The sequence below is a fragment of the Brevundimonas sp. genome (assembly GCF_003248455.1).
Taxonomy (GTDB): domain Bacteria; phylum Pseudomonadota; class Alphaproteobacteria; order Caulobacterales; family Caulobacteraceae; genus Brevundimonas.
Map to the genome: position 1 here is coordinate 41353 of NZ_QFNM01000003.1, position 24450 is coordinate 65802.

The 24450-nt window shown below is 68.2% G+C and carries 27 protein-coding genes; 14 read left to right on the forward strand and 13 right to left on the reverse strand.

All coding sequences use genetic code 11. From position 1 onward, the window contains the following. A complete protein-coding gene (locus DI624_RS01470; protein WP_291535595.1) occupies positions 1 to 2082 on the reverse strand; it encodes a S46 family peptidase in 2082 nt (693 codons plus the stop codon). Positions 2083 to 2276: 194 nt separating this feature from the next. Then, the gene (locus tag DI624_RS01475; RefSeq protein ID WP_291535596.1) at positions 2277 to 4331 is read right to left on the reverse strand and encodes a S46 family peptidase; all 2055 of its coding nucleotides are present in this window, start codon (positions 4329 to 4331) and stop codon (positions 2277 to 2279) included. A gap of 223 nt (positions 4332 to 4554) precedes the next feature. Here DI624_RS01475 and DI624_RS01480 point away from each other — a divergent pair, with 223 nt between their 5' ends. The 3 genes from DI624_RS01480 to DI624_RS01490 are packed head-to-tail and all read left to right on the forward strand — an operon-like array spanning position 4555 to position 7512. After that, a complete protein-coding gene (locus DI624_RS01480) occupies positions 4555 to 5721 on the forward strand; it encodes an ABC transporter permease (RefSeq protein ID WP_291535597.1) in 1167 nt (388 codons plus the stop codon). After that, on the forward strand, positions 5718 to 6473 hold the full coding sequence (locus DI624_RS01485; RefSeq protein WP_291535598.1) for an ABC transporter ATP-binding protein: 756 nt from the start codon (positions 5718 to 5720) through the stop codon (positions 6471 to 6473). Before DI624_RS01480 ends, DI624_RS01485 begins: the two co-directional genes overlap by 4 nt. Positions 6474 to 6498: 25 nt before the next feature. After that, entirely contained in the window at positions 6499 to 7512 is a 1014-nt protein-coding gene (locus tag DI624_RS01490) for an HlyD family efflux transporter periplasmic adaptor subunit (RefSeq protein ID WP_291535599.1), read from the forward strand. 62 nt (positions 7513 to 7574) lie between these two features. Here the strand turns inward: DI624_RS01490 and DI624_RS01495 are convergent, their stop codons facing one another. Next, a complete protein-coding gene (locus DI624_RS01495; RefSeq protein ID WP_291535600.1) occupies positions 7575 to 8372 on the reverse strand; it encodes a crotonase/enoyl-CoA hydratase family protein in 798 nt (265 codons plus the stop codon). 120 nt (positions 8373 to 8492) lie between these two features. Next, on the reverse strand, positions 8493 to 8645 hold the full coding sequence (locus tag DI624_RS01500) for a hypothetical protein (RefSeq protein ID WP_291535601.1): 153 nt from the start codon (positions 8643 to 8645) through the stop codon (positions 8493 to 8495). A 156-nt stretch (positions 8646 to 8801) separates the two neighbouring features. On the opposite strand from DI624_RS01500, the gene DI624_RS01505 reads away from it, so the two are divergent. Continuing rightward, entirely contained in the window at positions 8802 to 9011 is a 210-nt protein-coding gene (locus DI624_RS01505; protein WP_291535602.1) for a DUF1289 domain-containing protein, read from the forward strand. A 75-nt stretch (positions 9012 to 9086) separates the two neighbouring features. Continuing rightward, positions 9087 to 9629: a TIGR02281 family clan AA aspartic protease gene (locus DI624_RS01510; protein WP_291535603.1), complete on the forward strand. Its 543-nt coding sequence runs from the start codon at positions 9087 to 9089 to the stop codon at positions 9627 to 9629. Here the strand turns inward: DI624_RS01510 and pgsA are convergent. The 4 genes from pgsA to DI624_RS01530 are packed head-to-tail and all read right to left on the reverse strand — an operon-like array spanning position 9626 to position 11653. Then, entirely contained in the window at positions 9626 to 10267 is a 642-nt protein-coding gene (gene pgsA / locus DI624_RS01515) for a CDP-diacylglycerol--glycerol-3-phosphate 3-phosphatidyltransferase (RefSeq protein WP_291535604.1), read from the reverse strand. The genes DI624_RS01510 and pgsA overlap by 4 nt on opposite strands. Next, complete coding sequence (locus tag DI624_RS01520; RefSeq protein WP_291535605.1) at positions 10264 to 10776, reverse strand: PIN domain-containing protein; 513 nt, start codon at positions 10774 to 10776, stop codon at positions 10264 to 10266. The genes pgsA and DI624_RS01520 overlap by 4 nt, the downstream gene beginning before the upstream one ends. Beyond that, complete coding sequence (locus DI624_RS01525; RefSeq protein ID WP_291535606.1) at positions 10716 to 11003, reverse strand: type II toxin-antitoxin system ParD family antitoxin; 288 nt, start codon at positions 11001 to 11003, stop codon at positions 10716 to 10718. The genes DI624_RS01520 and DI624_RS01525 overlap by 61 nt, the downstream gene beginning before the upstream one ends. A 26-nt stretch (positions 11004 to 11029) precedes the next feature. Next, positions 11030 to 11653, reverse strand: coding sequence for a carbonic anhydrase (locus DI624_RS01530; protein ID WP_291535607.1), 624 nt, complete (start codon positions 11651 to 11653; stop codon positions 11030 to 11032). A gap of 68 nt (positions 11654 to 11721) precedes the next feature. Here DI624_RS01530 and DI624_RS01535 point away from each other — a divergent pair, with 68 nt between their 5' ends. Both DI624_RS01535 and DI624_RS01540 read left to right on the forward strand, forming a co-directional pair. Then, positions 11722 to 11958 carry an AbrB/MazE/SpoVT family DNA-binding domain-containing protein gene (locus tag DI624_RS01535; RefSeq protein WP_291535608.1) on the forward strand — a complete coding sequence of 79 codons (237 nt, stop codon included), beginning with the start codon at positions 11722 to 11724 and terminating at the stop codon, positions 11956 to 11958. A gap of 9 nt (positions 11959 to 11967) precedes the next feature. After that, positions 11968 to 12339: a PIN domain-containing protein gene (locus DI624_RS01540; RefSeq protein ID WP_291535609.1), complete on the forward strand. Its 372-nt coding sequence runs from the start codon at positions 11968 to 11970 to the stop codon at positions 12337 to 12339. A 6-nt stretch (positions 12340 to 12345) separates the two neighbouring features. Here the strand turns inward: DI624_RS01540 and uvrC are convergent, their stop codons facing one another. Further along, positions 12346 to 14211: an excinuclease ABC subunit UvrC gene (gene uvrC, locus DI624_RS01545; protein ID WP_291535610.1), complete on the reverse strand. Its 1866-nt coding sequence runs from the start codon at positions 14209 to 14211 to the stop codon at positions 12346 to 12348. Between the two features lie 235 nt (positions 14212 to 14446). Between uvrC and ligD the strand changes: the two genes are divergently transcribed. After that, a complete protein-coding gene (ligD, locus tag DI624_RS01550; protein WP_367142068.1) occupies positions 14447 to 17020 on the forward strand; it encodes a DNA ligase D in 2574 nt (857 codons plus the stop codon). On the opposite strand, the gene DI624_RS01555 is transcribed toward ligD, so the two are convergent. Next, the gene (locus DI624_RS01555) at positions 17017 to 17865 is read right to left on the reverse strand and encodes a Ku protein (RefSeq protein WP_291535611.1); all 849 of its coding nucleotides are present in this window, start codon (positions 17863 to 17865) and stop codon (positions 17017 to 17019) included. The two genes, ligD and DI624_RS01555, sit on opposite strands and share 4 nt — an antisense overlap. Positions 17866 to 17880: 15 nt before the next feature. On the opposite strand from DI624_RS01555, the gene DI624_RS01560 reads away from it, so the two are divergent. The 6 genes from DI624_RS01560 to DI624_RS01585 all read left to right on the forward strand — a co-directional run bounded on the left by DI624_RS01560 (position 17881) and on the right by DI624_RS01585 (position 20769). Beyond that, a complete protein-coding gene (locus tag DI624_RS01560) occupies positions 17881 to 18099 on the forward strand; it encodes a hypothetical protein (RefSeq protein WP_291535612.1) in 219 nt (72 codons plus the stop codon). Continuing rightward, positions 18092 to 18865, forward strand: coding sequence for an SDR family oxidoreductase (locus tag DI624_RS01565; protein ID WP_291535613.1), 774 nt, complete (start codon positions 18092 to 18094; stop codon positions 18863 to 18865). Before DI624_RS01560 ends, DI624_RS01565 begins: the two co-directional genes overlap by 8 nt. A gap of 5 nt (positions 18866 to 18870) precedes the next feature. Further along, on the forward strand, positions 18871 to 19266 hold the full coding sequence (gene folB, locus DI624_RS01570) for a dihydroneopterin aldolase (RefSeq protein WP_291535614.1): 396 nt from the start codon (positions 18871 to 18873) through the stop codon (positions 19264 to 19266). 91 nt (positions 19267 to 19357) lie between these two features. After that, positions 19358 to 20011 carry a hypothetical protein gene (locus tag DI624_RS01575; protein WP_291535615.1) on the forward strand — a complete coding sequence of 218 codons (654 nt, stop codon included), beginning with the start codon at positions 19358 to 19360 and terminating at the stop codon, positions 20009 to 20011. Positions 20012 to 20022: 11 nt separating this feature from the next. Then, positions 20023 to 20406 (forward strand): hypothetical protein, encoded by a 384-nt coding sequence (locus DI624_RS01580; RefSeq protein WP_291535616.1) that lies wholly within the window; start codon positions 20023 to 20025, stop codon positions 20404 to 20406. Positions 20407 to 20484: 78 nt separating this feature from the next. Continuing rightward, positions 20485 to 20769 carry a GNAT family N-acetyltransferase gene (locus DI624_RS01585; RefSeq protein ID WP_291535617.1) on the forward strand — a complete coding sequence of 95 codons (285 nt, stop codon included), beginning with the start codon at positions 20485 to 20487 and terminating at the stop codon, positions 20767 to 20769. 138 nt (positions 20770 to 20907) lie between these two features. On the opposite strand, the gene DI624_RS01590 is transcribed toward DI624_RS01585, so the two are convergent. From DI624_RS01590 to mdoH, 3 genes are all read right to left on the reverse strand, one after another. Continuing rightward, positions 20908 to 21888, reverse strand: a complete 981-nt coding sequence (locus tag DI624_RS01590; RefSeq protein ID WP_291535618.1) for an SDR family oxidoreductase — start codon at positions 21886 to 21888, stop codon at positions 20908 to 20910. A 65-nt stretch (positions 21889 to 21953) separates the two neighbouring features. Beyond that, on the reverse strand, positions 21954 to 22271 hold the full coding sequence (locus DI624_RS01595) for a hypothetical protein (protein ID WP_291535619.1): 318 nt from the start codon (positions 22269 to 22271) through the stop codon (positions 21954 to 21956). 111 nt (positions 22272 to 22382) lie between these two features. Beyond that, entirely contained in the window at positions 22383 to 24344 is a 1962-nt protein-coding gene (gene mdoH, locus DI624_RS01600; RefSeq protein ID WP_291535620.1) for a glucans biosynthesis glucosyltransferase MdoH, read from the reverse strand. Between the last annotated feature and the right edge of the window lie 106 nt (positions 24345 to 24450).

The window sequence follows — 24450 nt, forward strand, 5'->3', positions numbered from 1 at the left end:
TCAGGGACGAACGCCCAGCTCCTCGACCAGATGGTCCATGCCATAGACGTCGCGCAAGGCGACGGTGACGGCCTGGGTCGTCACGATCACGCTGCGGTTCACGGCGCGGTCGTAGCCATAGGCGTTGCGCTGGGTCAGGACGGTGGAATCGAAATTGGCCCCGATGATCTCGCCCCGGGCGTTGACGGCGGGCGAGCCGGAGGAACCGCCGATAGTGTCGGTGGACACGGCCATGTCCATCACCGCGTTCGGGTCGATCCGGTCCTTTGCGGCCATCAGCTTGGGCGCGACCTTGAACGGCTCGGCGCCGGTGGCGCGGTCCCACAGGCCGGCGAAGGTGGTGAAGGCTCCGAAACGCTGGCCCGGAACATCCGATCCCTCGACCCGGCCGTAGGTCAGGCGCAGGGTGCCCGTCGCATCGGGATAGACCGCGTCGCCATAGGCGGCGAAGCGGGCGGCGGCCAGTTGTTCCGAGGCGCGGTCGGTCGGCGCCTTGACCTTGTTCTCCCATTCCGTGCGAACGGCGCGGGCGTCCGCGTCGATCGACAGCACATACTGGATCATCGGATCGTCCGACGCCTGGACCGCCGCCAGACCTCCGGTCCACAGGGCGCGGCGTACGGCCGGGTCGGCCAGTTTGGTTCCCGCCACGACGCGGGCCGACAGCTCTTCTGGGCTTTCCTTGCCCAGCAGGGTGCGGACATAGGGGCTGTCGACCGTCAGCCATTCGCGCGTCTTGGACAGCCACCATTCCAGCCGGATCTGTTCCAGCTCGGGATAGGTGGGCCGCTCGGCGAACAGGCCGGATTCGACGCCCGGCAGGCGGCTGTCGGCGAACTCGGCCAGACGCTGATCGGACGGCTTGGCCCGCTCCTGGGCGCCGCGCACGATGGCCTTGGCCCATTGGAACAACTGCGATCCGCCCGCGACCGAGGTCGTGCCCAGGGCCGTGCCGCCTTCCAGCAGGGCGGTGGGGGCGTACAGTTCGCGGGCCAGCGGTTGGACCGCCTTCAGCGTCGCCCACGGATCGGGACCGTTTCCATTGGTGGCGGCGTAGCGCTGCATGAAGTCGGCCTCGGCCGCCGCCTTGGTCGCCATGAAATTGGCGTCGGTCAAGGCGCGCATCCGGCCCAGGCCGCGCTTATAGGTGTTCTCCACGCCCACGATGGGGTCCATCGCGATGAAGGCCTGGTCTTCGCCCTCTTCCGAATAGCGGATCAGCCGGCCGCGCAATTCGGAGGCGATAAGCTGGTCCAGCGGCAGGACCACGTCGCGGATGGTCGCAAGCTGGTCAATGGTCAGCAGGCGCTGGGTCGCGCCGGGGTTGCCGGTGATGAAGACGGCCTCGCCCTCGGTCGGCTTGTCGGCGTTCCAGGTGAAGTGGATCGGCGTCTCGACCGGCTTGCCGTCCTCGTACAGGCGGATGAAGGCCGCATCGACGGCGAAGCGGGGGAAGGAGAAGTTGTCCAGATCGCCGCCGAAGGTCGCGGCGCGGTCTTCCGGCGCCCAGGCCAGGCGGATGTCGCTGTATTTGCGGTATCTGTAGAGCTTGAACTGCCCGCCCCGATACAGGCTGACGACCTGGCAGCGGATCTTGGGGTCGCCGCCGCAGGCTTCGGTCTCGATCCGACCGGCCTCGGCCTCGCGCGCCAGGGTGAAGGCCTGGCCGTCCAGTCCTGCTCCGGTCTTGTGCATCCGGTCGGTCACGTCGGAAATGTCGGTCAGGATTTCGGCCGTCGCGCCGGGGCATTTGCGCTCTTCCTCGCGGGTGCGGGGCGTGAAGCCGGTCTCGCCGTACTGCTGCTGGGGCGTGGACAGGTTGGCGACGCAGGTGGCGACGCAGTGATTGTTGGTCATCACCAGACCCTGGCCCGACACCACCCCCGCCGAACAGCCGCCGAACTTCACCGACGACAGCCGCACCCGATCCAGGAAGGCCTGATCGATATGGGTCCCCAGGGTCTGGTTGGCGCGGGCGATGGGGAAGTTGTCGTAGGTCCACATGCCCTCTTCCGCGCTGGCCGAGGAGGCGGCGGCGGCGACGGCGAGGACGGCGGCGGAGGCGAGGAGAAGAGGGCGCATTGGCGTGTCCTTGAAGTCTCCTCCCTGTCCGCGAAGCGGATGGGGAGGTGGCGCGGCGCGTCTTCAGCGCCGTGACGGAGGGGCTCTGCGATACATGACAGGCGCCGGCGCAGTGGTGAAGAGCCCCTCCACCACCGGCTTCGCCGGAGGTCCCCCTCCCCGCGCAGCGGGGAGGAGACTTCTTCGTTGTCGTTTTAGCGACGCACGCCCAGTTCGCGCAGCAGGCGCGGCTGGTTGTAGACGTTGCGCAGCGCCTCGGTGATGGCGGCGGTCGAGACCGTCACCGTGCGGTTCAGTTCGGGATCGTAGCCGAAGCTGCCGCCCAGGGAGTGGATGTTGCCGTCGAAGGCCGCGCCGATGACCTCGCCCTTGGCGTTGATCACGGGCGAGCCCGAGTTGCCGCCGATGATGTCGTTGGTCGAGACGAAGTCGTAGACGGTCGACTTGTTCACCTTGCCCTCGGCCGCCAGCCAGTCCTCGGCCGCGTTGAACGGCTCGGCGCCGGTGTTGCGCTCGTATAGGCCGCCGATGTGAGTGAAGGGCTCCACCGTCACGCCGCGATAGGTCCAGCCCTTGACCTGGCCGTAGGACAGGCGAAGCGAGAAGGTCGCGTCGGGATACAGATTGGTTCCGTAAACCGCGAACCGGGCCTGGGCGATCTTTTCGCCCGCGCGGCTGGTCGGACCGGATACGGCCGATTCCCACTGGGTGCGAACGGCCTGGGCCGCGTCGTCATTGGCCAGGACGAACTGGATCAGCGGGTCGCCCGAGGCGGCCAGTTGCTCCGGCGTCATGGCCAGGGCCTGGGCGCGGAAGGCGGGATCGGCCAGGCGCGTGCCGTCGACCAGACGTTCGGCGATCTGCTCGGGGCTTTCCTTGCCGAGCAGCGCCTTCACGTTCGCATTGTCGACCGTCAGATATTCGCGCGTCTTGGACAGCCAGAAGTCGAGGAAGATCTTCTCCAGATCGGTCGAGATCGGCGTCTCGGTCGCCAGGCGGCGGCCCAGGGCGGCGATGTCGGCGTCCGAATAGCCGGCGCGGCGTTCGGCGACCGGCTTGGCGCGTTCCTTGGACGCGCGGACGATGGCCTTGGCGTAGCTGTAGAGTTGCGACCGCTGGCCCGCCGCCGATTCCAGCTGACGATAGGGCAGATACAGGTCGCGCTGGGCGGCCGAGACACGCTCCAGATCGGCCCAGGGGTCGCCGATGCGCTGGGCCAGGGCCGGGTCGGCGGCGACGCGCTGGCGCAGTTCCTGCTCCTCGCGGCGCTTGGTCGCCATGAAGGCCGGATCGGTCAAGGCGCCCTGCTGGCCGTAATAAACCTTGAAGCTGTTCTCCAGGCCGAACAGCGGGTCGACGCTGACGCGCTTGGCCTCGTCGTCCTTCGTCGAATATTCCAGCAGCCGCCCGCGCAGTTCCGACGACTGGATCAGGGTCAGGGGCATCTGCTGGTCGCGCAGGGTCTCCAACTGCGACATCGTCAGCAGCCGCTGGGTCGTGCCGGGGTTGCCGGCCACGAAGGTGACGTCGCCGTCCTTGGGCGCGTTCGGGTTCCAGGTCAGGTGGTTCGGCGTCGCGACCGGCTTGCCGTCCTCGTAGAGGCGCAGGAAACCGGCGTCCAAAGCATAGCGCGGGAAGTTGAAGTTGTCCGGGTCGCCGCCGAAGAAGGCCGCCTGGAACTCGGGCGCGAAGACCAGTCGCACGTCATCATACTTGCGGAACTTGTAGAGCTTGTACTGGCCGCCGCGGTAGAAGCTGATGACCTGGCAGGTCAGCTTCTGGTCGTCGCCGCAGGTCTCCTTCTGGATCTTGTCGATCTCGGCGGCGCGGGCCTGGACGAAGGCGGCGCCGTCGGTGATGTCGGTCAGGATTTCGGCCGTCTGGCCGGGGCATTTCTTCTCTTCCTCGCGCGTCGCCGGCATCCAGCCGTTCTTGACGTAGTCGTTCTGGGCCGTGGACAGGTCCTGCACGCAGGAGACGACGCAGTGGTGGTTGGTCAGCACCAGCCCCTCGCCGGACACCAGCGAGGCCGAGCAGCCCTGCAGACGCACGGCGGCGTTGCGCACCCGGTCGAGCCACGCCTGGTCGATGTTGGCGCCGTATTTCTCGTTCACCGTGGCGATGGGGAAGTTGTCGAAGGTCCACATCCCCTCGTCGGCCTTGGCCGGGGCGGCGGGGGCGGACAGGACGGCGGTGGCGGCGCCGAGCGCGGCCAGCGAGGCGGTGAGGCGAAGCGAGGGCAGGGACATGAAAGGGTTTCTCCCGAAGCACGGGACGGCCTGCCCCGACTGTTATGGTGTAACTAGCCCCGATGCGCGGCCGGCGCCAAGAGCCGATGGCCGCCTTAAGCCCCCGGTCATCCAGGCGCAACCGGATGCGCGGTCCGCACCCGGCCCTGCCTTACTGCGATTTAACTTGGCGGTGCGAGGGCTCGCGGTCAGATAGAACCCAGTTCGGGGGAACCGCCGGTTCATGTCGCTTGCACTTTCAACGCTGCTGTACGAATGGCGCCGCTACATGGCCGCTATCGTGGCCCTGGCCTTTTCCGGCCTGCTGGTCCTGGCCCAGGTCGGGATGTTCATGGGCATCGGCAAGGCGTTCACGGCCCAGATCGACCGCGCGCGCGCCGACATCATGATCCTCAGCCCCGGCGCCACGGCCCTGTTCAACGGCGGCCCGTCGGGCGTTCCGCGCCGCATCATGCCGGTGGTCTATCAGCACCCGGAAGTGGTCGCCGTCGCCGACCTGGATGGGTCGGGGGGGCGCTGGCAGAACATCGTCAAGGACCAGGATACGCAGGGGAAGGCGTCGCAGGGCGCCAAGAAGATGGAGTTCGTCAACGTCACCACCATCGACGCCGTGCCCGGCGCGGTGACGGTGCCGGTCGACTATTCCGACGACCTGGTCGAGGCGCTGCGCCAGCCCTACGCCGTGGCCATCGACCAGACGGCCCTGGGGCGGCTGGGCGTCAAACTGGGCGACCAGGCGTCCTATAACGGCAAGACCGTTCGCGTCGCCGCCGTGACCCAGGGCTATCCCAACATGATGCAGGCCACCGTCGTCATGTCGCGCGACACCCTGCGGATGCTGGGCGAGGCCAACACCGGCGAGCGGGTCGGACCGCTGATGGTCCAGATCAAGAACCCCGCCCGCGCGCCCATCGTCGTGGCCCAGCTGAACGCGGCCGCCAACGGCCAATTCAAGGCCTGGACCCGCCAGGACCTGGCCAAGGCCAACGAGGGCGCGATGATGAAGGAAAGCTTCATCGCCATCATGCTGGGCTTCTCCCTGTTCCTTGGCGTCCTGATCGGCGTGGCCATCACCTGGCAGACGCTGCGCGGCGCCATCATGGCCAACATCAAGGAGTTTGCGTCGCTGCGGGCGCTGGGCGTGTCGATGGGATCGCTGCGCCGGATCGTGCTGGAGCTCAGCTTCTGGGTCGGCATCGCCGGGGTGCTGGCGTCGTTCGTCCTGACCTGGCTGGTCAGCCTGCTGGCGGCCGGAACCGGCCTGACGATGGCCTTCCCGCCGACGATGGTGCTGATGGTTTCGGCCATGCTGGTGCTGATCGCCCTGGGGTCCGGCTTCCTGTCGCTGGGCGTCCTGAAGAAGAGCCAGCCTGCGGATCTGCTGCGATGAACAGTCATACGAAAGTCCACGGCAAGCACGGCGACTTCGCCATCGAGGCCAAGGGCCTGGTCAAGCGGTTCAAGACCGGCCGGAGTTGGGTCGAGGTGCTGAAGGGCGTGGACTTCGACGCGCGGCACGGCGACCTGACAATGGTCATGGGGCCGTCCGGCTCGGGCAAGTCGACCCTGATCGCCAATCTGTCGGGCCTGCTGAAGCCCGAGGAGGGCCGGGTCGACATCCTGGACGTCGACGACCTGTGGAAATACGGTTCGGGCCGGATCGACAAGTTCCGGCTGGACCACTGCGGCTTCATCTTCCAGGGCTTCAACCTGTTCCCGTCGCTGACGGCGCTGCAGCAGGTGATGACGGTCCTGAAATACCAGGGCCTGTCCAAGTCCGAGGCCAGGAAGCGCGCCGCCACGGCCCTGGAGGAGGTCGGGCTGGGCCACCGCCTGAACCAGCGGCCCAGCGCCCTGTCCGGCGGCGAGAAGCAGCGCGTCGCCATCGCCCGGGCCCTGGCCAAGAACCCGCAGATCCTGTTCGCCGACGAACCGACCTCGGCCTTGGACGGCGAGAACGGCCAGGTGGTCATCCGCCTGTTGCGCCGCGCCGCCACCGAGTACGGCGCCGCCGTCATCTGCGTGACCCACGACCCGCGCCTTGAGGCCTGGGCCGACCGGGTCATCCATATCGAGGACGGCAAGATCCTCGACGATCAACGCCGCACGCCCGATCCCGACGCCCAGCTGGCGTCCCACTAAGCCCTCTCTCGAACGGACTACCGTCATGCCCGCCTTCCTCAAGAACAAATGGCTCTGGATCGGCCTGGTCCTGATCGTCCTGCTGGTCGGGGGCTTCGTCGCCTTCTCCAAGGCCGGCGCCGCCAAGAAGGCGCAGGTCGAGAAGGAGGCCGCCCAGAAGATCGAAAGCCCCTACGCCGCCATCGCCAACGGCAAGGCCGACGTGGAGGGCGGGGTCATCAAGGTCGCCGCCCGTCGCGGCGGCATCGTGAGCCAGGTCTATGTCAACGAGGGCGACCGCGTGGTCGCCGGCCAGGTTCTGGCCCGCCAGGAGGACGACGAAACCCGTCTGGCTGCCCAGAGCGCCGCCGCCGCCGTCGCCGAGGCGCGCGCTCAGCTGGGCCTGTCGCGTGTCGAACTGACCACGGCGCGGCGCGAATACGACCGCCTGTCGAAACTGGCCGCCACCAACAATGTCGCCGCCCAGCGGCTGGACCAGGCCCGCGACCAGATCGCCCAGGCCGAGGCGCGCATCGCCTCCCAGGACGCCGCCATCCAGACCGCCCAGTCGCGTCTGGCCGAGGCGCGCTACAATCAGGAACTGACCGTCATCCGCGCCCCGATGGACGGCCGGATCGCCCGCCGCTACGCTCAGCCCGGCGCCGGCGCCTCGACCCTGAACGTGACGGCCATGTTCGATCTGGAGCCGGACACAGCCCGAATCGTGCGCGCCGAGATCGTCGAGGCCGACATCCCCAACGTCGCGGTCGGCCAGGAGGTCGAACTGACCCCCGAGGGCGATCCCACCAAGATCACCGTGGGCCGCGTCCTGCGCCGCGCCGCCGTCTTCGGCGCCCGCCAGCTGCAGTCTGAAGACCCGTCGGCCCGCACCGACGAACGGGTGGTCGAGGTGGTGGTCTCGGCAGACGACACCCCATTCCTGATCGGTCAGCGGGTGCTGGTGAAATTCATGAAGCCCGGCCAGAAGGCCGGCGTCGCCCGCCCGGTGCAGGCCGGCGTCGGTCCCAGCCAGGCCATGCGCCCGGCCGGCCAGAAGTAACGGCGTCCACGGCGTCGAGGACGGGAAGGGGCGCTGCGGCGGTCCCTTTCTCGTTTTGGGCGTCAACGGCCGGTGAAGTCGCCCGGCCGTTTTTCCAGCACGGCGGCGACGCCTTCCTGGTGATCCTCGGTCAGGTGGGCCAAGGCCTGCATGGCCGCCGACATCTCCAGCATCTGGTCGAAGTTCATGTCGCGGCCCTGGCGCAGCAGGGCCTTGGCCATGCGCAGCGCCTGGGGCGGCTGGGCCGCGATCTGGGCGGCCGTGGCGAGGGCCTCGTCCAGCAGGGCGTCGTGAGGGACCACGCGGTTGACCAGGCCCCAGCGCTCGGCCGTCTCGGCGTCGATGGACCGGGCGGTGAACAGCATTTCGGCGGCGCGGGCGTAGCCGATGTTGCGCGGCAGCAGCCACGATCCTCCGTCGCCGGGAATGATCCCCAGCTTCAGAAAGGGCACGCCGAAGCTGGCGCGATCCGAGGCGATGCGGATGTCGGCCAGGCCCGCAATGTCGCAGCCCAGTCCCATGGCGGGGCCGTTGACGGCGGCGATCAAGGGCACCTCCAGCCCGTACAGCGACCGGACGATCCGGTGGACCACCCGGCGATAGCGTTCGCGTATGGCCGCGCCCGATCCCTCGAACAGGTCGCGCCGGTCGCGCATGGCCGTCAGGTCGCCGCCGGCGGAGAACGCCCGCCCGGCCCCGGTCAGCACGACGCAGCGGACGCTGGCGTCGGCGTTCGCCCGCTCGCACGCCGCCGCGATCTCGTCGCCATCGGCCAGATCGGGCAAGGCGTTCAGTCGCGCCTCGCGGTCCAGCGTCCAGATCAGGACGGCGCCGCGGCGCTCTTCGGCGATCAGGCTCATTGGCGGTCTCCCTCTGTCGTCGGCCCTCATCGACCGGGAAGGTCGCGTCAGGCAAGACCGGAATTGAAAAAGCCCCGGCGAGGCCAGGGCTTTCGGGGGCTTTGGGCGATCTGAGCGCCGTCAGCGTTTCTTGATCGCATAGGGCGTGAAGTTGGACGGATGGCTGACCGTCCGGCCCGAGTTCGACGGCATCTGCCGACTGTTGACCAGCATCCCGCCCCACAGGGCGAAGGACATCATGGCGTGTTGGAGGTTACGCTCCTTATCGTTCATCTTGGCGTCTCCTTTCCCAGAACGATGAAAAGAGACACGTCGTACCAATGGGATTCCACCCTCAGTCGTTTCGCGTCAGCGGGCAATATAAGACAGTTTGGTGAATTTGCAAATTTATTCGTCAGGAGTCGGAGTTATTTTAGCTGTGGTGTCACAATGACCGGCCCCTCCGGGCCGCCAAGGGCCGTCGCCACGCCGTGCGTCATGGTCTGCGCCGTCGACGGCGAAAGCGGCCTGTGCCTGGGCTGTTTCCGCACCTTGAAAGAGATCGCCGGCTGGCGCGGGCTGACCGACGCCGAGCGTGCGGCGGTGATGGCCGACCTGCCGGGGCGACGTGACCGGATCGACCCGGCCAAGCTGGGTTAGCCGGTTTTGGGGCTTAAGCTTTCGTCAGCCACGTCGTTTCACCGCATCCAAAGATCGGCCCGCTAAACCGAGGCCATGATCCGCATCGACCCTCAGTCCGTCATCGTGTTCGGCGTCGCCCTGGCGGCCTCCCTCGCCACGGCCCTGATGATCGGTCGCCTTGACGGCGGCGAGGCGGCCCAGGCCGCGACCGGACCCGTCGCCCTCGTCGCCCCGGCGGGTGGACGCGCGGCATACGCAGCCGCCACGGGGGCCGCCGCCCAGGTGGCCAGGGGCGCGGACGGCCATTACTGGGCCCAGGCCAAGATCGACGGGCGGGCGGTGCGGGTGCTGGTGGACACCGGCGCCAGCGTCGTGGCCCTGACGCGGGCGGATGCGGCGCGTCTGGGCGTCGACCCGGAGCCGGGCGCCTTCACCGGCCAGGTCCAGACCGCCTCGGGCGTCGTTCGCGCCGCGCCGGTGCGTCTGGCCGCCGTCTCGGTCGCAGGAGCACGGGTCGATGAAGTGGAGGCCCTGGTGGTCGAACAGGGGCTGGAATATTCCCTGCTGGGAATGAGCTATCTGGGCCGGCTGTCGTCGTTCGAGGCCACGCCGGCGGGGCTGACTCTCAGGCCTTAAAGATCCTTCATCTGGCGGCGCGCTTCGCGGAAATACTGCCAGCCGGTCCACAGGGTGATGATGGCGGCGAACCAGATCAGGAAGATGGCGAAGGATTCGAACGCCGGCTGCCAGCCGAGCGGCGAGCCGTCCTCGTTCTGAAGACCCAGGGCGCCCCATAGCAAGGTCAGCTGAAGCGCGGCCAAGGCCACCATCTGCACCGTGGTCTTCCACTTGGCCGCCAGGGTGACGGGCAGCTCGATCCGCCCCGCCATCGTCTCGCGCAGCGCCGAGACCGCGAATTCGCGGAACAGGATCAGGCCGCAGGGCAGGGCGATGCCGGGCAGGGAACCGGAGGCCAGAACACCGAGGATGGCGCCCGTGACCAGCACCTTGTCGGCGATCGGGTCCAGGATGGCGCCCCAGCGCGTCGTGGAATTCCAGCGCCGGGCCAGAAAGCCGTCGACCCAATCGGTCGAGGCGGCGATGACGAATATCCAGAAGGCCCAGACGCTGAACCGGCCCTGGATCTCTGGCGACAGCCAGGCTTCCAGCGCGCCCGGCGCCGCGCCGGCCATCATGGCGAACATGACCACCCCGGCCGCCAAACGGACGCCCGTCAGGATGTTGGGAACGGGATTGGCGCGGTGGGCGGTCATGGCGGTGTCTCCAGCAGGGACGCGAGCAGGGGGTGCGGCGTCTCCGCGAACGGATTGGCGACGGTCACGCCTCGATAGACGAAGCCGTCCTGCATGTCTTCGGAAAGCAGGAGCGCGCATCCGGCTTCGGCGGCGGCGGAAAGGATGATGGCGTCCCAGATTTGATGTGGATGGGCGTTGATCAGATCGCAGGCGGCCGTCAGCGTCGTCTCGTCGCTGGGGGCGATGTGCGCAAGTCGCCGCCAGCTGTGCGCGGCCTCCGCCGCCAGAGCGCTCGGCATCTTCGCCTTTCCGGTCAGGACGCGGTGAAGTTCACCCAACGTTTGAACGGCGATGACGAACTCGTGCAGAAGGTGAAGTTGATCCACGATCCGGCGGGCAGCGTCGCGACGCTCAGGGCCGTTCACGCCCTCGGCATAGACGAGAAGGTTGGTGTCTAGGGCGATCCTCAATCGTAAAGCTCGTCTCGCGTCCACGGACCGATGTCGATCGTCGGCATGGCGGCCCATCGATCCAGCATGGCCTGCAAAGCGGCCTCGCGACGTGCGCGTTCGATCTCAAGCCGGCGATCTTCTTCCAGTCGCGCAGCTTCGGCGCTGCGCCTCGCGATTTCCTGATCCTGAAGCAGGCGCAGACCTTCCCGCACCACTTCGCTGACATTGTTGTAGCGGCCGGAACTCACCCGATCACGGGCAAACTTTTCAAGCTCTGCGGTAAGATGGACGTTGGTTCCCATACGCTTATCATATCAATCCTTGATATTCACGCCAAGGGTTCGAACCGGGGCTTGTCGGTCAGGGCGGTCAGGGCGCCCTCGGCGATGCCGAAATGAAGGCCGCTGAGGTGCAGTTCGCCCTTGGCCTCGCGCTCGGCGATCCAGGGGAAGGTGCGCAGGTTTCGGATCGACAGGCGGACAATGGCCTCCTCGGCGGCGCGCTCCACCTCGTCGGCCGCGACAGTCTCGGCGACATGCCGGACGACCGGCGTGCCTTGAGCCACCCAGGGGGCCACGAAGTCGGCGCAGCTGTCGGGCGCGCCGTGCAGCATGGCGTTGACCCCGCCGCAGTGGGCGTGGCCCATGACGACGATCCGCTTGACCCCCAGCACCTTGACCCCGAACTCCAGCGCCGCCGACACCCCGTGCAGCTTGCCGTCCGGTTCATAGGGCGGGACCAGATTGGCGACGTTGCGCACCACGAACAGCTCGCCCGGCTTGGCGTCGAAGATCAGGGCCGGATCGGCGCGGCTGTCCGAACAGGCAACGATCAGGGTGTGCGGCTTCTGGCCCTTGGTCGCCAGGGTCTCGTATTCGGCGCGCGCGGTCGGCCAGTGGTCGGCGCGGAAGCGGCGATAGCCGGCGGTCAGTTCGTCATCGGTGTCGCTCATGACGGCGCTGTAGCGCTTTGAGCCGCATCGATAAATGGTGTATACGTGTCTATACGAAGGAGGCCGTCATGCCCGTCACCAGTCGAACTTTCCGAAGCGGCAACAGCGACGCCGTGCGCCTGCCCAAGGAAATCTCGTTCGGGCCGGGCGTCGAGGTCGAGATCGAGCGCAAGGGCGACGTGGTGACTCTGACGCCGAAAAGACCTTCGGTGCGAGAGATGCTCGCGAAGCTGGATGCGCTGCCCAAACCCTCCAGCATCGGCAAGCGGCCGCCGTTCATCGCACCCATTCGAAAGGGGCTTTGACATTTGTTGATGCTGGACACCAGCATCGCCATCCACTTGCGGGATAGCGACCCGACCATACGGACGCGGATCGAAGACGCTGACGATACGCTGACTTTCTCCATCATTACAGTGGTCGAGCTCGAGGCGGGCTTTCTGGACGGAGAGGCCGAGCTGCGACGCGCGCGTCTGGCCGCTCTGCTTGCGACGATCAGCTACAGGGCGTTCGATGATCGGGACGCCGCCGCCTACGGGCGCATCATCGCGCACACCGGCTATTCCCGGCGCAAGGTGCTGGACCGGATGATCGCCGCCCAGGCTTTGGTCGACGAAGCGACCCTCGTGACGCGAAATGGCGAGGACTTCCGCGACATTCCGGGCCTGACGCTGTTGGAATGGTGACACGGCTCACGTCTTCCTGAAGAAGGCGTGGATGCGTTCGGCCAGGGGCTGGCTGACGCCGTCGACCTTGACCAGATCGGCGACGGAGGCGCGGCTGACGCCCTTTGCGGAGCCGAAGGCGTGCAGCAGGGCCTTCTTGCGGCCGGGGCCGACGCCTTCGATCTCGTCCAGGGGGTTCCGCCTGATGTCCATCGAGCGGCGCTTGGCGTGAGCGCCGTTGGCGAAGCGGTGGGCCTCGTCGCGCAGCCGCTGCAGATAGTAGAGGGCCGGCGATTTCAGCGGCAGCATGAAAGGCGGCTTGCCCGGCATGAAGAACTTCTCCATCCCCGCGTCCCGATCCGGTCCCTTGGCGACGCCGACCACGGCGATGTCGTCGACGCCCATCTCGGCCATGACGGCCAAGACCTCGGCCAGCTGACCCGCGCCGCCGTCGATAAGCAGCAGGTCGGGGCGGACGACATCTTCGCCCTCTTCCTCGTCCTTGACCAGACGGGCGAAGCGGCGGCGCATCACCTCGCGCATCATGCCGTAGTCGTCGCCGGGCGTCAGGTCCTCGCCCCGGATGTTGAACTTGCGATACTGCGACTTCTGGAAGCCTTCCGGCCCCGCCACGACCATGCCGCCGACCGCGTTCGTCCCCTGGATGTGGGCGTTGTCGTAGATCTCGATCCGTTCGGGCCGGGCCTCCAGGCCGAAGGCTTCGCACACTTCGTCCAGGATCTTCCCTTGCGCCGAGCTTTCGGCCAGGCGGCGGCCCAGGGCCTCCTTCGCATTGGTCAGGGCGTGGTCGACCAGGGCCAGTTTCTCGCCGCGCTGGGGACGGGCGATCTCGACCTTGCGGTCCGCCTTCATCGAAAAGGCCTCCTCCAGCAGTTCCAGCTCGTGCGGGCGGACGTTGGACAGGATCAAGCGCGGGATCGGCTTGTCCTCGTAGAACTGGCCCAGGAAGGCGGCCAGGATCTCGGGGTCCGTATCGGTCTTGTCCACGCGCGGGAAATAGGCGCGGCCGCCCCAGTTCTGGCCGGCGCGATAGAAGAAGACCTGGACGCAGGCCTGGCCGCCGTCGGAATGCAGGGCGAAGACGTCGCCTTCGGCCACGCTGTCGGCGCTGACGGAGTTCTCCATGGCGATGGCCGACAGGGCGCGGATGCGGTCGCGCACGCGGGCGGCCTGTTCGAAGTCCATCGCGTCGGACGCGGCCTGCATCTCCTTGGACAGGCGGCCGATGACCGCGCGCGACTTGCCGCGCAGGAACTGCTCGGCCTCGTTCACCAGTTCGCCATAGTCCTCGAGCGAGATCAGGCCCGTGCAGGGCGCCGAGCAGCGCTTGATCTGATGCAGCATGCAGGGGCGGGTGCGGGTCTCGTAGACGCTGTCCGAACAGGAGCGCAGCAGAAAGGCCTTCTGCAGCGTGTTCAGCGTGCGGTTGACCGCCCAGGTCGAGGCGAAGGGGCCGAAATACTGGCCGGGCGTCGTGTGGGCGCCGCGATGCTTGCGGATTTGGGGCGCGCGGTGGTCGCTGCGGATCATCAGTTCGGCGAAGGACTTGTCGTCGCGCAGCACGACATTGTAGCGCGGCTTCAGCTTCTTGATGAAGTTGGATTCCAGCAGCAGGGCCTCGGTCTCGGACGCCGTGACCACCAGCTCCATCGACCGGGTCTGGGCCACCATCAGGCCGATGCGCTGGGTGTGGAAGCGTCCTTGCGCATACTGGAGGATGCGCTTCTTCAGGCTGCGGGCCTTGCCGACATAGAGGCAGGTCCCGTCCTCGCCGTACATGCGATAGACGCCGGGCTTGTCGGGCGCCCGGCGCGCCTCGTCGGCGATCAGCGCGGCGGCCGTCAGTTTCGAATCGGGGGTCTCCGCGTTCATCGGTCGGGATATAGGGTCAGGAGCGCCGGACCAGAAGGAGGGTGCAAGGCGGTCGCCGCCAAGCGCCCTGCCGGGAAGCGGACTCCACGCCTTGGCGTGATCCAAGTCCCTGTGTGGATGTCGGCAATGCCTGGGCTGACGCCGAACGGTTCGGGCTGAGTCTCCGTCGAACGCAAGACAGGCCGTCGCGGATCGTCTTTCGTCGCATGACGTTTCGCTGGTTCAAGGGAGCGGGATGCGGATGCGCGGCGAACTGGAGACCTATCGGGGCAAGCGGCGGTTCGGGGAGACGCCGGAGCCGAAGGGGCGCAAGGGGGCGGCCAGGGCGGGGGGCGGGCGCTATCTGATCCAGCGGCACGCGGCGACGCGGCTGCACTACGATTTCCGCATCGAGGCGGACGGGGTGCTGAAGTCCTGGGCGGTGACAAAGGCGCCGTCGCGCGATCCCCATGTGAAGCGGCTGGCGGTCGAGGTCGAGGACCACCCGCTGGACTATGGCGACTTCGAAGGGACCATCCCCGCCGGCAACTATGGCGCGGGGACGGTGCAGATGTGGGACACGGGGACATGGGCCCCGCAAGAGCCGGACCTGGCCGCCGCCTTCGCCCGGGGCCAAATCAAGATGGTGCTGGACGGCGAGCGGCTGAAGGGCAAATGGGCGCTTATCCGGCTGAAGACCGACCGGGGCCGGCCGTCCAAGCGCAACAACTGGCTGCTGATCAAGGAGAAGGACGAATTCGCCGTCGAGGGCGAGGGGGACGCCAATATGGAGATCGACGCCTCGATCACGACCGGGCGGACGATGGCCCAGATCGCCGAGGGACGAAAACAGTGGACGTCGTCCAAGCCCACGGGGCGGAAGGCGCCGCCCAAACCCAAGGCGACGAAGGCCCAGAAGTCCGACGCCGAACGGCCGCGCGCCTTCGTGCCGATCCAGCTGTGCAAGACGGCCGACCATCCGCCTAGCGACGCCGGCTGGGCGCACGAGATCAAGTTCGACGGCTATCGCATCCAGATCGCCACGGGGGGCGGCCAGGCGACGCTGAGGACGCGCAAGGGTCTGGACTGGACCGAACGGTTCCCCGAACTGGCGGCCGACGCCGCGCGCTGGCCCGATGCGGTGATCGACGGCGAGGTGTGCGCCCTGGCCGAGGATTCCAGCCCGGACTTTTCTGCCCTGCAGACGGCCCTGTCGGACGGCGAGACCGAAGCCTTGGTCTATTTCGCGTTCGACCTGCTGTTCGAAGGAAGCGAGGACCTGCGCGACCTGCCGCTGTCGCATCGCAAGGCGCGGCTGGAAGCTTATGTTCAGCGGATCGCCAAGGGGGCGGCGAAACGGGTGCGCTATGTCGACCATTTCGCTTCCAGCGGCAGGGCGGTGCTGGAAAGCGCGTGCCGGATGGATCTGGAGGGGGTGATCTCCAAACGGCTGGACGCGCCCTATCGCGCCGGGCGCTCGACCACCTGGGTCAAGTCCAAGTGCCGGGGGCGCGATGAGGTGGTGATCGGGGGCTGGACCACGGACGGATCGCGGTTCCGCTCGCTGCTGGTGGGCATCAAGGAAGGGCAGGGGCTGCGGTCGCTGGGGCGGGTCGGGACCGGCTACGCCCAGCCGCTGGTCAAGACCCTGATCCCGGCGCTGGCGGCGGTGGAGACAGACCGCAGCCCCTTCGTCGGCAAGGATGCCCCCAAACGCGCCACCCGAGGCGAGACCATCCATTGGACCCGGCCCGTGCTGGTCGCCGAGATCGAGCACGGCGGCTATACCGACGGCGGATCGCTGCGCCAGGCGGCGTTCAAGGGGCTGCGCGAGGACAAGGCGGCCGCCGAGGTCGACGCCCCGCCCCAGCCGCCCAGCAGCACGATCAAGGCGGGGGCCAAGACGGGCGGCGCGAACGGCCGGTCCGGCAAGGTGGTGGTGGCCGGGGTGACGATCTCCAATCCCGACAAGGTGCTGTGGCCCGCCCACGACGGGGCCGACCCGATCACCAAGGCGGACCTGGCGCGCTATTACGAGGCGGCGGCCGAACGCATCCTGCCCCATGTGGCGGACCGGCCGCTGTCGATCATCCGCGCGCCGGAGGGGATAGGGGGCGAGCAGTTCTTCCAGCGCCACGCCATGCCGGGGTCGAACCCGCGGCTGAAGCTGATCGACGTGCACGAGCGCAAACCCTATGTCGCCGTGGTCGATGTCGGGGGACTGGTCGCGGTGGGGCAGTCAGGGGGGCTGGAGCTGCACCCGTGGGGCTGCGCTCCGGGCGATCCCGAGACGCCGGACCAGATCACCTTCGACCTGGACCCCGACGTGGGGCTGGACTTCGGGGACGTGATCGCCGCGTCCAAGGTGGTGAAGACGCGGCTGGAGGCGCTGGGTCTGAACCCCTTCGTCAAGACCACGGGGGGCAAGGGGCTGCACGTCGTGGTCCCGATCAAGGCCGACAAACGCAGCGCCGTGACCTGGGAGCAGAACAAGGCCTTCGCCAAGGCCGTGTCCGAGGCCGTTCGCGCCGAGGCCCCGGACCGGTTCACCACCACCCTGGCCAAGAAGGCGCGGGGCGGTAAGATCTTTCTGGACTATCTGCGCAACGGGCGGATGGCGACGGCGGCCGCCCCCTGGTCGCCGCGCGCCCGGCCCGGCGCGGGCGTGGCCTTTCCGCTGGCCTGGGGGCAGGTGAAGACGGGGCTGGACCCGCGCGCGTTCAACATGCTCACCGCGCCCGCCCTGCTGAGGAAGGCCGATCCCTGGGCGGATTTCCGCCAAGGCGCCGTCAGCCTGAAGCCGGCGCTGAAGACGATGGGGGTGAGTTAGGCCGCCTTCTTCTTGGCGGGCGTTTTCTTCTTGGGCGCGGCCTTCTTCGCCGGCGCCTTCTTGCCCCCGGCCGAGCCCTGCAGGCTGTTGCGCAGGGCCTGCATCAGGTCCACGACATTGGTGTCGTCCGGCTCTTCGACCTCGACCACCCCCTTGCCGCCCTTCTGCTTGGCCTTGATCAGGTCGCGCAGGGCGTCGTCGTAGCGGTCCTTGAACTGGGAGGGATCGAAGGGGGCTTCCTTCTGGGCGATGATGCGGGTGGCGATCTCGACCATGTCCTTGTCGGCCTTCACCGCCGGGATGTCGTCGAAATAGTCGTCGGCGTCGCGCACCTCGTCATGGGCGCGCAGGGACCAGGCGACCAGGCCTTTGCCCCGCACCTCCATGGCCAGCTGCCGCTCGCGCCCGCGCAGGACCAGGCTGCCGATGGCAACCTTGCCCGCCGCCTTCATGGCGTCGCGAATGACGGCGAAGGCTTCGACCCCCACCCCCTTCTCGGGCACGATGAAGAAGGGGTCGTCCCAGTACAGACGGTCGATGTCGGCCTCGTCCACGAAGCTGTCGATGGCGATGGTGTGGGTGGTCTCCAGCCTGACCTTGTCGAAGTCGGCGTCGTCGAACAGGACGTATTCGTCCTTGGACACCTCATAGCCCTTGACCAGATCGGACCGCTCGACCGGCCCGGTGTCGGGATCGGTCGGCACCATGCGGATGCGGTTGTTGGTCTCGGGATTGATCAGGTTGAAGCTGACATGGGCGTTCGACGCCGTAGCCGTGTAGAGCCCAACCGGGCAGGTCACGAGCGACAGCTTCAGATGTCCATGCCAGGTAGGGCGGGCGGCCACGGCGAGGTCTCCGTCATGCGTTTCGCCCTGCAGAACGACGGGCGCCGCGGAAATGTTGCAGCGGCCGCCGAACGGTCTTGCGCTCGACCGATGTATGCCCGCTTGAACCCCGCTTCGTCCCGCTCTAACCAAGGGACGGAACAGGAGCATACCATGCTGGCGCTCGGCATCATCTTCGGCTTCATCGCCGTCATCGCGGCTTTCAATGTGTTCGAGTTCGGTCGGGTTGACTGAACCGGCGCAGACGCAGTTCCAGTCTGGGGGGCGCGGGGTCGCCCTGGTCACGGGCGGGGCGCGCAGGATCGGGCGGGCCATCTGTCTGAAGCTGGCCGCGGCCGGGTTCGACGTGGCGATCCATCATCATGCGTCGGGCGACGCGGCGCGCGGCCTGGCCGAGGAAATCTCCGGTCTCGGGCGGCGCGCCTGTCTGTTGCAGGCGGACCTCGCGGACGAGGCCAGGGTGCGGGCGCTGATGCCGGCTGCGGTCGAGGCGCTGGGGCCGGTAAGCGTGCTGGTCAACAACGCCTCGGTGTTCCAGGACGACCGGATCGGCGGGCTGACGCGCGAAAGCTGGGACGCCCATATCGAGACCAATCTGAGGGCGCCCATCGTCCTGGCCGAGGCTTTCGCCGCCCAGGCTGTCGAGGGGGCCATCGTCAATCTGCTGGACCAGAAGGTGCTGAAGCCGGACCCGCGCTTCTTCTCCTACAGCCTGTCGCGCAACGGGCTGTGGTGGGCGACGCGGACCCTGGCCCAGGCGCTGGCGCCGGGCATCCGGGTCAACGGGGTGGGGCCGGGACCGACCCTGCCGTCCGTCCACCAGACGCCCGAGGAATTCGCCGCCGAGGCGCGCGCCACCCTGCTGGAGACGCCCGGCAGCCCGGAAGAGGTGGCCGAAGCGGTGCTGTGGCTGATTGACGCCCGCATGGTCACAGGCCAGATGATCGCCGTCGACGGGGGCCAGCATCTGGCCTGGCGCACCCCCGACATCCAGGAGTAGGCCGCGTGGTCCAGTCGTCGCAGGTTTCGCCCTTCCCGGCGGACGAGCCGCGTTTCGAACGGTTGAGCGTCTTCGTGCGCGGGCTGGAGGTCGAGGCGGGCATCGGGGTCTATGACCACGAACACGGGCGGCTGCAGCGGCTGACGATCGACGTGACGCTGGAGCTGGAGCCGCGATCCATCGAGCGGCTGGGCGACACCATCGACTATGAGACCGTGGCCAATGCGGCGCGCGCCATCGCCGAACAGGGGCACGTCGGCCTGGTGGAGACCTTCGCCGAACGGCTGGCGCGGGCCTGCCTGGCGGACGGACGGGTGCGGCGCGCGACGGTGCGGATCGAAAAGCCCGGCGCCCTGGCCGCCGTGATCGCCCCCGGCTGCGAGATCGTGCTGGCGCGGTGAGGCGTAAAGCCCGGTTGCGTCCAGGCGGCCCCGCCGCCATTGTCGCGGGGTTGAGTCCAGCCGCAGGCGCGGCGCGAGAGAAGCGTTGTTCATGGCCGAGCCCGGCGATCCCAAGACCCCTGCCGACGCGCAGGACGAGCACGATCACGACGCCCATGTCGGTTTCGTCTCGCCCGCCTCGCTGGCCGGGCGGGCGCGCGCGCCGGAGCCGAGGCCCGAACCGGAGGTCCATGAGCCGGACCTGTTCGATCCGCCGCCGCTGTCCGACGCGTCGGGGCCGTTCGACCGCAACGAGGGGGTGCAGCCGGTCGCCCGCTTCGCCCCCCCTTCGTTCGCCCACGCCGCCGGGTCGCACGCGGCGATGCGCGACCGACTGAGCGGCGGCGAACGGGGCGACATCGCACGGGCGCCGGGGCCGGTGGCGCCGATGCGGCTGTATGCGGTCTATGTGCTGATCCTGCTGGCGACGCCGACGCTTGGACTGTCGTGCCTCGCGGCCCTGCTGGCGGTGATGCGGCGCGACCCGCCTGTCGACGCGCTGGAGGCCAGCCATGCGCTGTATCAGCGGCGCACCCTGCTGGGCGCGGTCGCGGCCGCCGTGGTCGGGGCGGTTCTGGTGATCGTCAATATCGGCGTCGTGGTCCTGTTCGCCGCGGCGGTCTGGATCCTGGCGCGTGGCGCTTACGGCGTGTTGAAACTGAAGAGCGGCCAGGCCGTTCCCAATCCCCGAAGCTGGCTGTTCTGAGAGGCACGATCATGACCAACGCCCCCGATTTCACCGCCGGCCGCGAACCGGAAGGCAAGGTGGGCGCTCTGATCGCCTGGGCGCTGTTCATCCTTTCGATCCCCAGCGCGAACGTGCTGGTGTTGATCGGCCTGGTCGTGTCCTATGTCTCGCGCGGGACGGCGACCGGGGTGGCGCGCCAGCACATCGACGCCCAGATCGCCCTGTTCTGGTCCGTGTTCTGGTGGACCATCGCGGCCTGGGTCGGGATCGCGGTCAGCGCCTTGGCCTCGGTGGTGCTGATCGGCATACCCTTTCTGCTGCTGTTCCTGCTCCTGTGGTTCCTGCTCAGCGTCTGGTTCACGATCAAGAGCGTGATCGGCCTGATCAATCTGTTGCAGAACAAGCCGGTCTGACGGCGATCCAACCGGCCGATCCGGTGCGGCTGGAACGCGGAAGGCCCGTCGGCGGTTGATCCGTCGAAGGAGAGACGCATGGGACAGTTCAGGGATGCTGAGGGCGAAAACCGTTTCGAGCAGACGTTCGACGGCGACAATGGCTCCGGCCTTGTTTGGGCCGACTACGCCGTGCGCGGCGACGTGCGGATGATCCTGCACGTCGAGGCCGACCAGGCCCTGCGCGGATCGGGCGCGGCCGGGCGGTTCATGCAGGCCCTGGCCGAACACGCCCGCGAGACCGGGCTGAAGCTGTTTCCGCAATGCAGCTACGCCGTCGCCTGGCACAAGCGGCACCCCGACTACGACGACGTGCTGGCGTAGGCTGCAGCCAACCCCATCATCATCGCGGTCGCGGCGTGGATGCCGCCTTCCGGTGTCTTGCGCGGCGTCCCATCGGATGGAGCGGGCGTATGGATCCTAGGCGCAAGGCCTAGATGACGGGTTCAGATCGGGGCCCCCCTAGCCCCCCGAATAGCCGCCGATGATGGGCAGGATTTCCCCGGTGATGAAACTGGACATCTGGGGCGAGGCCAGGAAGACGTAGGCGGGGGCGATCTCCTCGGGCTGGGCCGGGCGTTTCATCACCGTCTTGGCGCCGAACTGTGAGACCGTCTCGGCGTCCTTGTCGGCGGGGTTCAACGGGGTCCAGACCGGGCCGGGGGCGACCACGTTCACCCGGATGCCGCGCGGCGCCAGATGCGTGCCCAGCGAGCGGGCGTAGGCGTGGATGCCGCCCTTGGTCAGGGAGTAGTCCAGCAGGTCCTTGTTGCCCTGAAGCCCGGTGACGGAGCCGGTCATGACGATGGCGCCGCCGGTCTTCATGTGCGGGACCGCCGCCTTGGTCATGTTGAAATAGCCGTAGAGGTTGGTCTTCAGCGTGCGGTCGAAATGGTCGTAGGTCAGGTCCTCGAAGGCGGCGACGTGCTCCTGGAAGGCGGCGTTGGGGACCAGAACGTCCAGGCGGCCGAAGGCGTCCAGCGTGGCCTTGACGGCGGCCTCGGCGAAGGCGGGGTCGGACACGTCGCCCTTCAGCACCAGGGCGCGGCGGCCCTCGGCCTCGACGGCGGCCTTGGTCGTTTCGGCGTCGGCCTCCTCGTCCAGATGGCAGATGACGACATCGCAGCCCTCGCGCGCGAACAGGACGGCGACCGCGCGGCCGATGCCGGAATCGGCGCCGGTGATCAGGGCGGCGAACCCGTCCAGCTTGCCGGATCCCTTCCAGAAGGGGGCGTCATAGAGGGGCGCAGGGTCCAGGGCCGCCTCGTCGCCGGGCTTGGTCTGGTGCTGTTGGGGAAAGGGCGGTTCGGGATAGGGGCGGGCGCCGGCCTGGACCGCGCCCGAGGACTCTGCGTCGCCCGAACGGGCGTCCTTGGCGTCGATGTCGCGCTGGATGGCGCGTTCGTGGTCGGCGACGGCGTCGGCGCGGGCGGTGTCGGTCATCGAAAGCTCCTGAAGACTGGTCTTCAGAAAGCGGGCGAGGCGGACAGGCGTTCCCGTCGGGACGATCAGCTGACGCGGTGGATGATGGTCCGGAGGGTTTCGGCGCGGTTGGGCAGGTCGGCCGCCAGGCGCGAGGCCAGTTCACGCGCGCCGACCGGATAGGCGTCGCCGCCGTCGGCGATGGCCCTGGCCTTGGACGCGGCGTCCAGCAGCAGCTTCTCCAGCGCCTCGACCTCTTCCAGCGCCAGGGCGTGGGCTTCGAGCTGGAGACGCTTGACGCGCTCGGCCGTGGTCTCGGGCGCCTTCATCAGATTGTAGATTTCGGCCTCGGCCGCCACGAGCCGCAGATCGGGCTTGGCCTCGGGACCATCGGACTTGGCCATGAATCATATCTCCCCGAAAGATCAGGAGCCCAAGGTGATGCGAAGTTGCGTTCGCGTCGAGCGTGACCGTAACGGTTGTGGCGGCACTGTGGCCGCCACGCATCGGTGGAACTACAGTTCCGGCGCGCGGGCCGGAACCATGGCGGGGGCGGCGACGGGCGCCAGGACGCCCCCGGCGACCGCCCGCAGCGGCGAACGGGGCGTATGCAGGACGGCCGGCGAGACGCTGACGCCGTCCTGGGCCGGCGTGACCAGGAAGCCCTTCCGGGCCAGGGCGTCGCCCGAGCGGACGCGCGAGGTCCACACGGCGATCGGCGCGGCCAGCAGCAGCGGCAGGACGATCGGGGCGAACCAGGTGGCCAGGTCGGGGCGCACGCACAGCGGAACGATGAAGCCGACCCCGGCGATCATCTGCCAGCGCATGGCGCGCAAGGCGTCCGACCAGGCCAGGCCGTCGGCCTCGCGCTGCTGGGTCGACCAGCCGGTGTCGTGCCCCGACAGGATCTGGATGAAGGCCTTGGTGTTGGCGACCATCAGTATGGGGGCCAGGATGGCGGACAGGGCGATCTCGGCCGCCATGCCTCGGGCGATGGCGCGGCGGCCGCCGAAGGCGCGCAACTCAGCCGGGCGGCTGAGCACCAGGGCCGCGCCCATGAACTTGGGCCCGATCAGCAGGATGCCCGACAGGAAGGAGGCCAGCATGAAGGGCGTGAACTGCGGGTTCAGGATGTAGAAGAAGCTGGACCAGTCCACCGGATAGAACATCTGGATGAACAGGCCGGTCATCAGCGAGGCCAGCCACAGGGGCGAGGACAGATAGGCCATGCAGCCCATCAGCAGCTGAAGGCGGCTCATCGGCGACAGGCCCTTGGCCGTGATCAGGCCCAGGTGTTGCAGATTGCCCTGGAACCAGCGGTGGTCGCGGCGGATGAAGTCGGTGATCGAGGGCGGGGTCTCTTCCCACGATCCGTCCAGCGAGGCGGTGACGTGGACGGCCCAGCCGGCGCGGCGCATCAGGGCGGCCTCGACGACGTCATGGCTCATGATATGGCCGCCGAAGGGCTTGCGGCCCTTCAGATGCGGCAGGCCGCAGCAGGCGGCGAAGGCGCGCGTGCGGATGATGGCGTTGTGGCCCCAATAGCTGGATTCCGAACCGGTCCAGTAGGCCAAGCCCGCCGCGGCGACGCGGCCGTACAGGCGCACCGAATATTGGGACACGCGCGCGAAGATGGTGCGGGCCTTGATGATGACCGGGGCTGTCTGGATCAGGCCGACGCCCGGATTGCGCTCCATGGCGTCCACCATGCGCAGCAGGGTCTCGCCGGCCATGGTGCTGTCGGCGTCCAGAACGATCATGTTCTCGTAGGCGCCGCCGAAACGGCGGACCCATTCGGCGAGATTGCCGGCCTTGCGCTCGGCGTTGTCGGTGCGGCGGCGGTAGTAGGCCTTGGAGTTGGCGGCGAGGCGGAAGGCCTGGAAGGCCGAACGCTCGGACGCGGCGGCCTCGTCCTTGGTCGAGTCGCTGAGCACGAAGATGTCGAAGGCCGAGGACACCCCGAGACGGGCCAGCGCCTGGTCGATCATGCCAAGGCGCGCGAAGGAGGCGCGGGCGTCCTCGTTGTACAGCGGCATCAGCAGGGCCGTGCGCGTGCGCGGCGTCGCCGGATGGGGCGAGAAGGCCAGATCCTGCTGGTCCTTGCCGCGCATCATGACGAACAGGCCCATCAGGCCGCTGACGAACCAGCAGGAGATGGCGGTGATCAGCACCATGAACAGGCTGAAGGCCACGATCTCGGTCCCGTCCCACCCCTTGCGGGCGTACAGGTAGAAGGGGGTGATGGCCGACAGGCCGGTCAGGACCGCCGTGCCCGCCAGCAGCGCCAGGCGACGCAGGGCCACCGTGCGCGGCGAGGTCGCGGGCGTCCGTTCGGCCACGGCCTCGGGCGCGGTCAGCGACTGAACCGGCATGGCCAGGGGCGCCGCGTCGGGCAGCCAGGACCAGGACGGCCCGTGGCCCGTTTCGATCGTCTCGATGTCAGCCTGTTCGACAGGCCGGATCGCCAGCTTGTTCATGCCGCTCTGGACGCCCCCGTGTTGACCGACCGTCTTTCCGAAGGCAGGAAAGGCGCGGAGTGCTGCGCTGCAACACGTTCCCCATACTCGATCACATTCGCGCGAT

Bases quoted from the DNA above. Each gene is read 5' to 3' on its own strand.
- DI624_RS01470 (WP_291535595.1), bottom strand. From the start codon at position 2,082: ATGCGCCCTCTTCTCCTCGCCTCCGCCGCCGTCCTCGCCGTCGCCGCC.
- DI624_RS01475 (WP_291535596.1), bottom strand. From the start codon at position 4,331: ATGTCCCTGCCCTCGCTTCGCCTCACCGCCTCGCTGGCCGCGCTCGGC.
- DI624_RS01480 (WP_291535597.1), top strand. From the start codon at position 4,555: ATGTCGCTTGCACTTTCAACGCTGCTGTACGAATGGCGCCGCTACATG.
- DI624_RS01485 (WP_291535598.1), top strand. From the start codon at position 5,718: ATGAACAGTCATACGAAAGTCCACGGCAAGCACGGCGACTTCGCCATC.
- DI624_RS01490 (WP_291535599.1), top strand. From the start codon at position 6,499: ATGCCCGCCTTCCTCAAGAACAAATGGCTCTGGATCGGCCTGGTCCTG.
- DI624_RS01495 (WP_291535600.1), bottom strand. From the start codon at position 8,372: ATGAGCCTGATCGCCGAAGAGCGCCGCGGCGCCGTCCTGATCTGGACG.
- DI624_RS01500 (WP_291535601.1), bottom strand. From the start codon at position 8,645: ATGAACGATAAGGAGCGTAACCTCCAACACGCCATGATGTCCTTCGCC.
- DI624_RS01505 (WP_291535602.1), top strand. From the start codon at position 8,802: ATGACCGGCCCCTCCGGGCCGCCAAGGGCCGTCGCCACGCCGTGCGTC.
- DI624_RS01510 (WP_291535603.1), top strand. From the start codon at position 9,087: ATGATCCGCATCGACCCTCAGTCCGTCATCGTGTTCGGCGTCGCCCTG.
- pgsA (WP_291535604.1), bottom strand. From the start codon at position 10,267: ATGACCGCCCACCGCGCCAATCCCGTTCCCAACATCCTGACGGGCGTC.
- DI624_RS01520 (WP_291535605.1), bottom strand. From the start codon at position 10,776: ATGGGCCGCCATGCCGACGATCGACATCGGTCCGTGGACGCGAGACGA.
- DI624_RS01525 (WP_291535606.1), bottom strand. From the start codon at position 11,003: ATGGGAACCAACGTCCATCTTACCGCAGAGCTTGAAAAGTTTGCCCGT.
- DI624_RS01530 (WP_291535607.1), bottom strand. From the start codon at position 11,653: ATGAGCGACACCGATGACGAACTGACCGCCGGCTATCGCCGCTTCCGC.
- DI624_RS01535 (WP_291535608.1), top strand. From the start codon at position 11,722: ATGCCCGTCACCAGTCGAACTTTCCGAAGCGGCAACAGCGACGCCGTG.
- DI624_RS01540 (WP_291535609.1), top strand. From the start codon at position 11,968: ATGCTGGACACCAGCATCGCCATCCACTTGCGGGATAGCGACCCGACC.
- uvrC (WP_291535610.1), bottom strand. From the start codon at position 14,211: ATGAACGCGGAGACCCCCGATTCGAAACTGACGGCCGCCGCGCTGATC.
- ligD (WP_367142068.1), top strand. From the start codon at position 14,447: ATGCGGATGCGCGGCGAACTGGAGACCTATCGGGGCAAGCGGCGGTTC.
- DI624_RS01560 (WP_291535612.1), top strand. From the start codon at position 17,881: ATGCGTTTCGCCCTGCAGAACGACGGGCGCCGCGGAAATGTTGCAGCG.
- DI624_RS01575 (WP_291535615.1), top strand. From the start codon at position 19,358: ATGGCCGAGCCCGGCGATCCCAAGACCCCTGCCGACGCGCAGGACGAG.
- DI624_RS01580 (WP_291535616.1), top strand. From the start codon at position 20,023: ATGACCAACGCCCCCGATTTCACCGCCGGCCGCGAACCGGAAGGCAAG.
- DI624_RS01585 (WP_291535617.1), top strand. From the start codon at position 20,485: ATGGGACAGTTCAGGGATGCTGAGGGCGAAAACCGTTTCGAGCAGACG.
- DI624_RS01590 (WP_291535618.1), bottom strand. From the start codon at position 21,888: ATGACCGACACCGCCCGCGCCGACGCCGTCGCCGACCACGAACGCGCC.
- DI624_RS01595 (WP_291535619.1), bottom strand. From the start codon at position 22,271: ATGGCCAAGTCCGATGGTCCCGAGGCCAAGCCCGATCTGCGGCTCGTG.
- mdoH (WP_291535620.1), bottom strand. From the start codon at position 24,344: ATGAACAAGCTGGCGATCCGGCCTGTCGAACAGGCTGACATCGAGACG.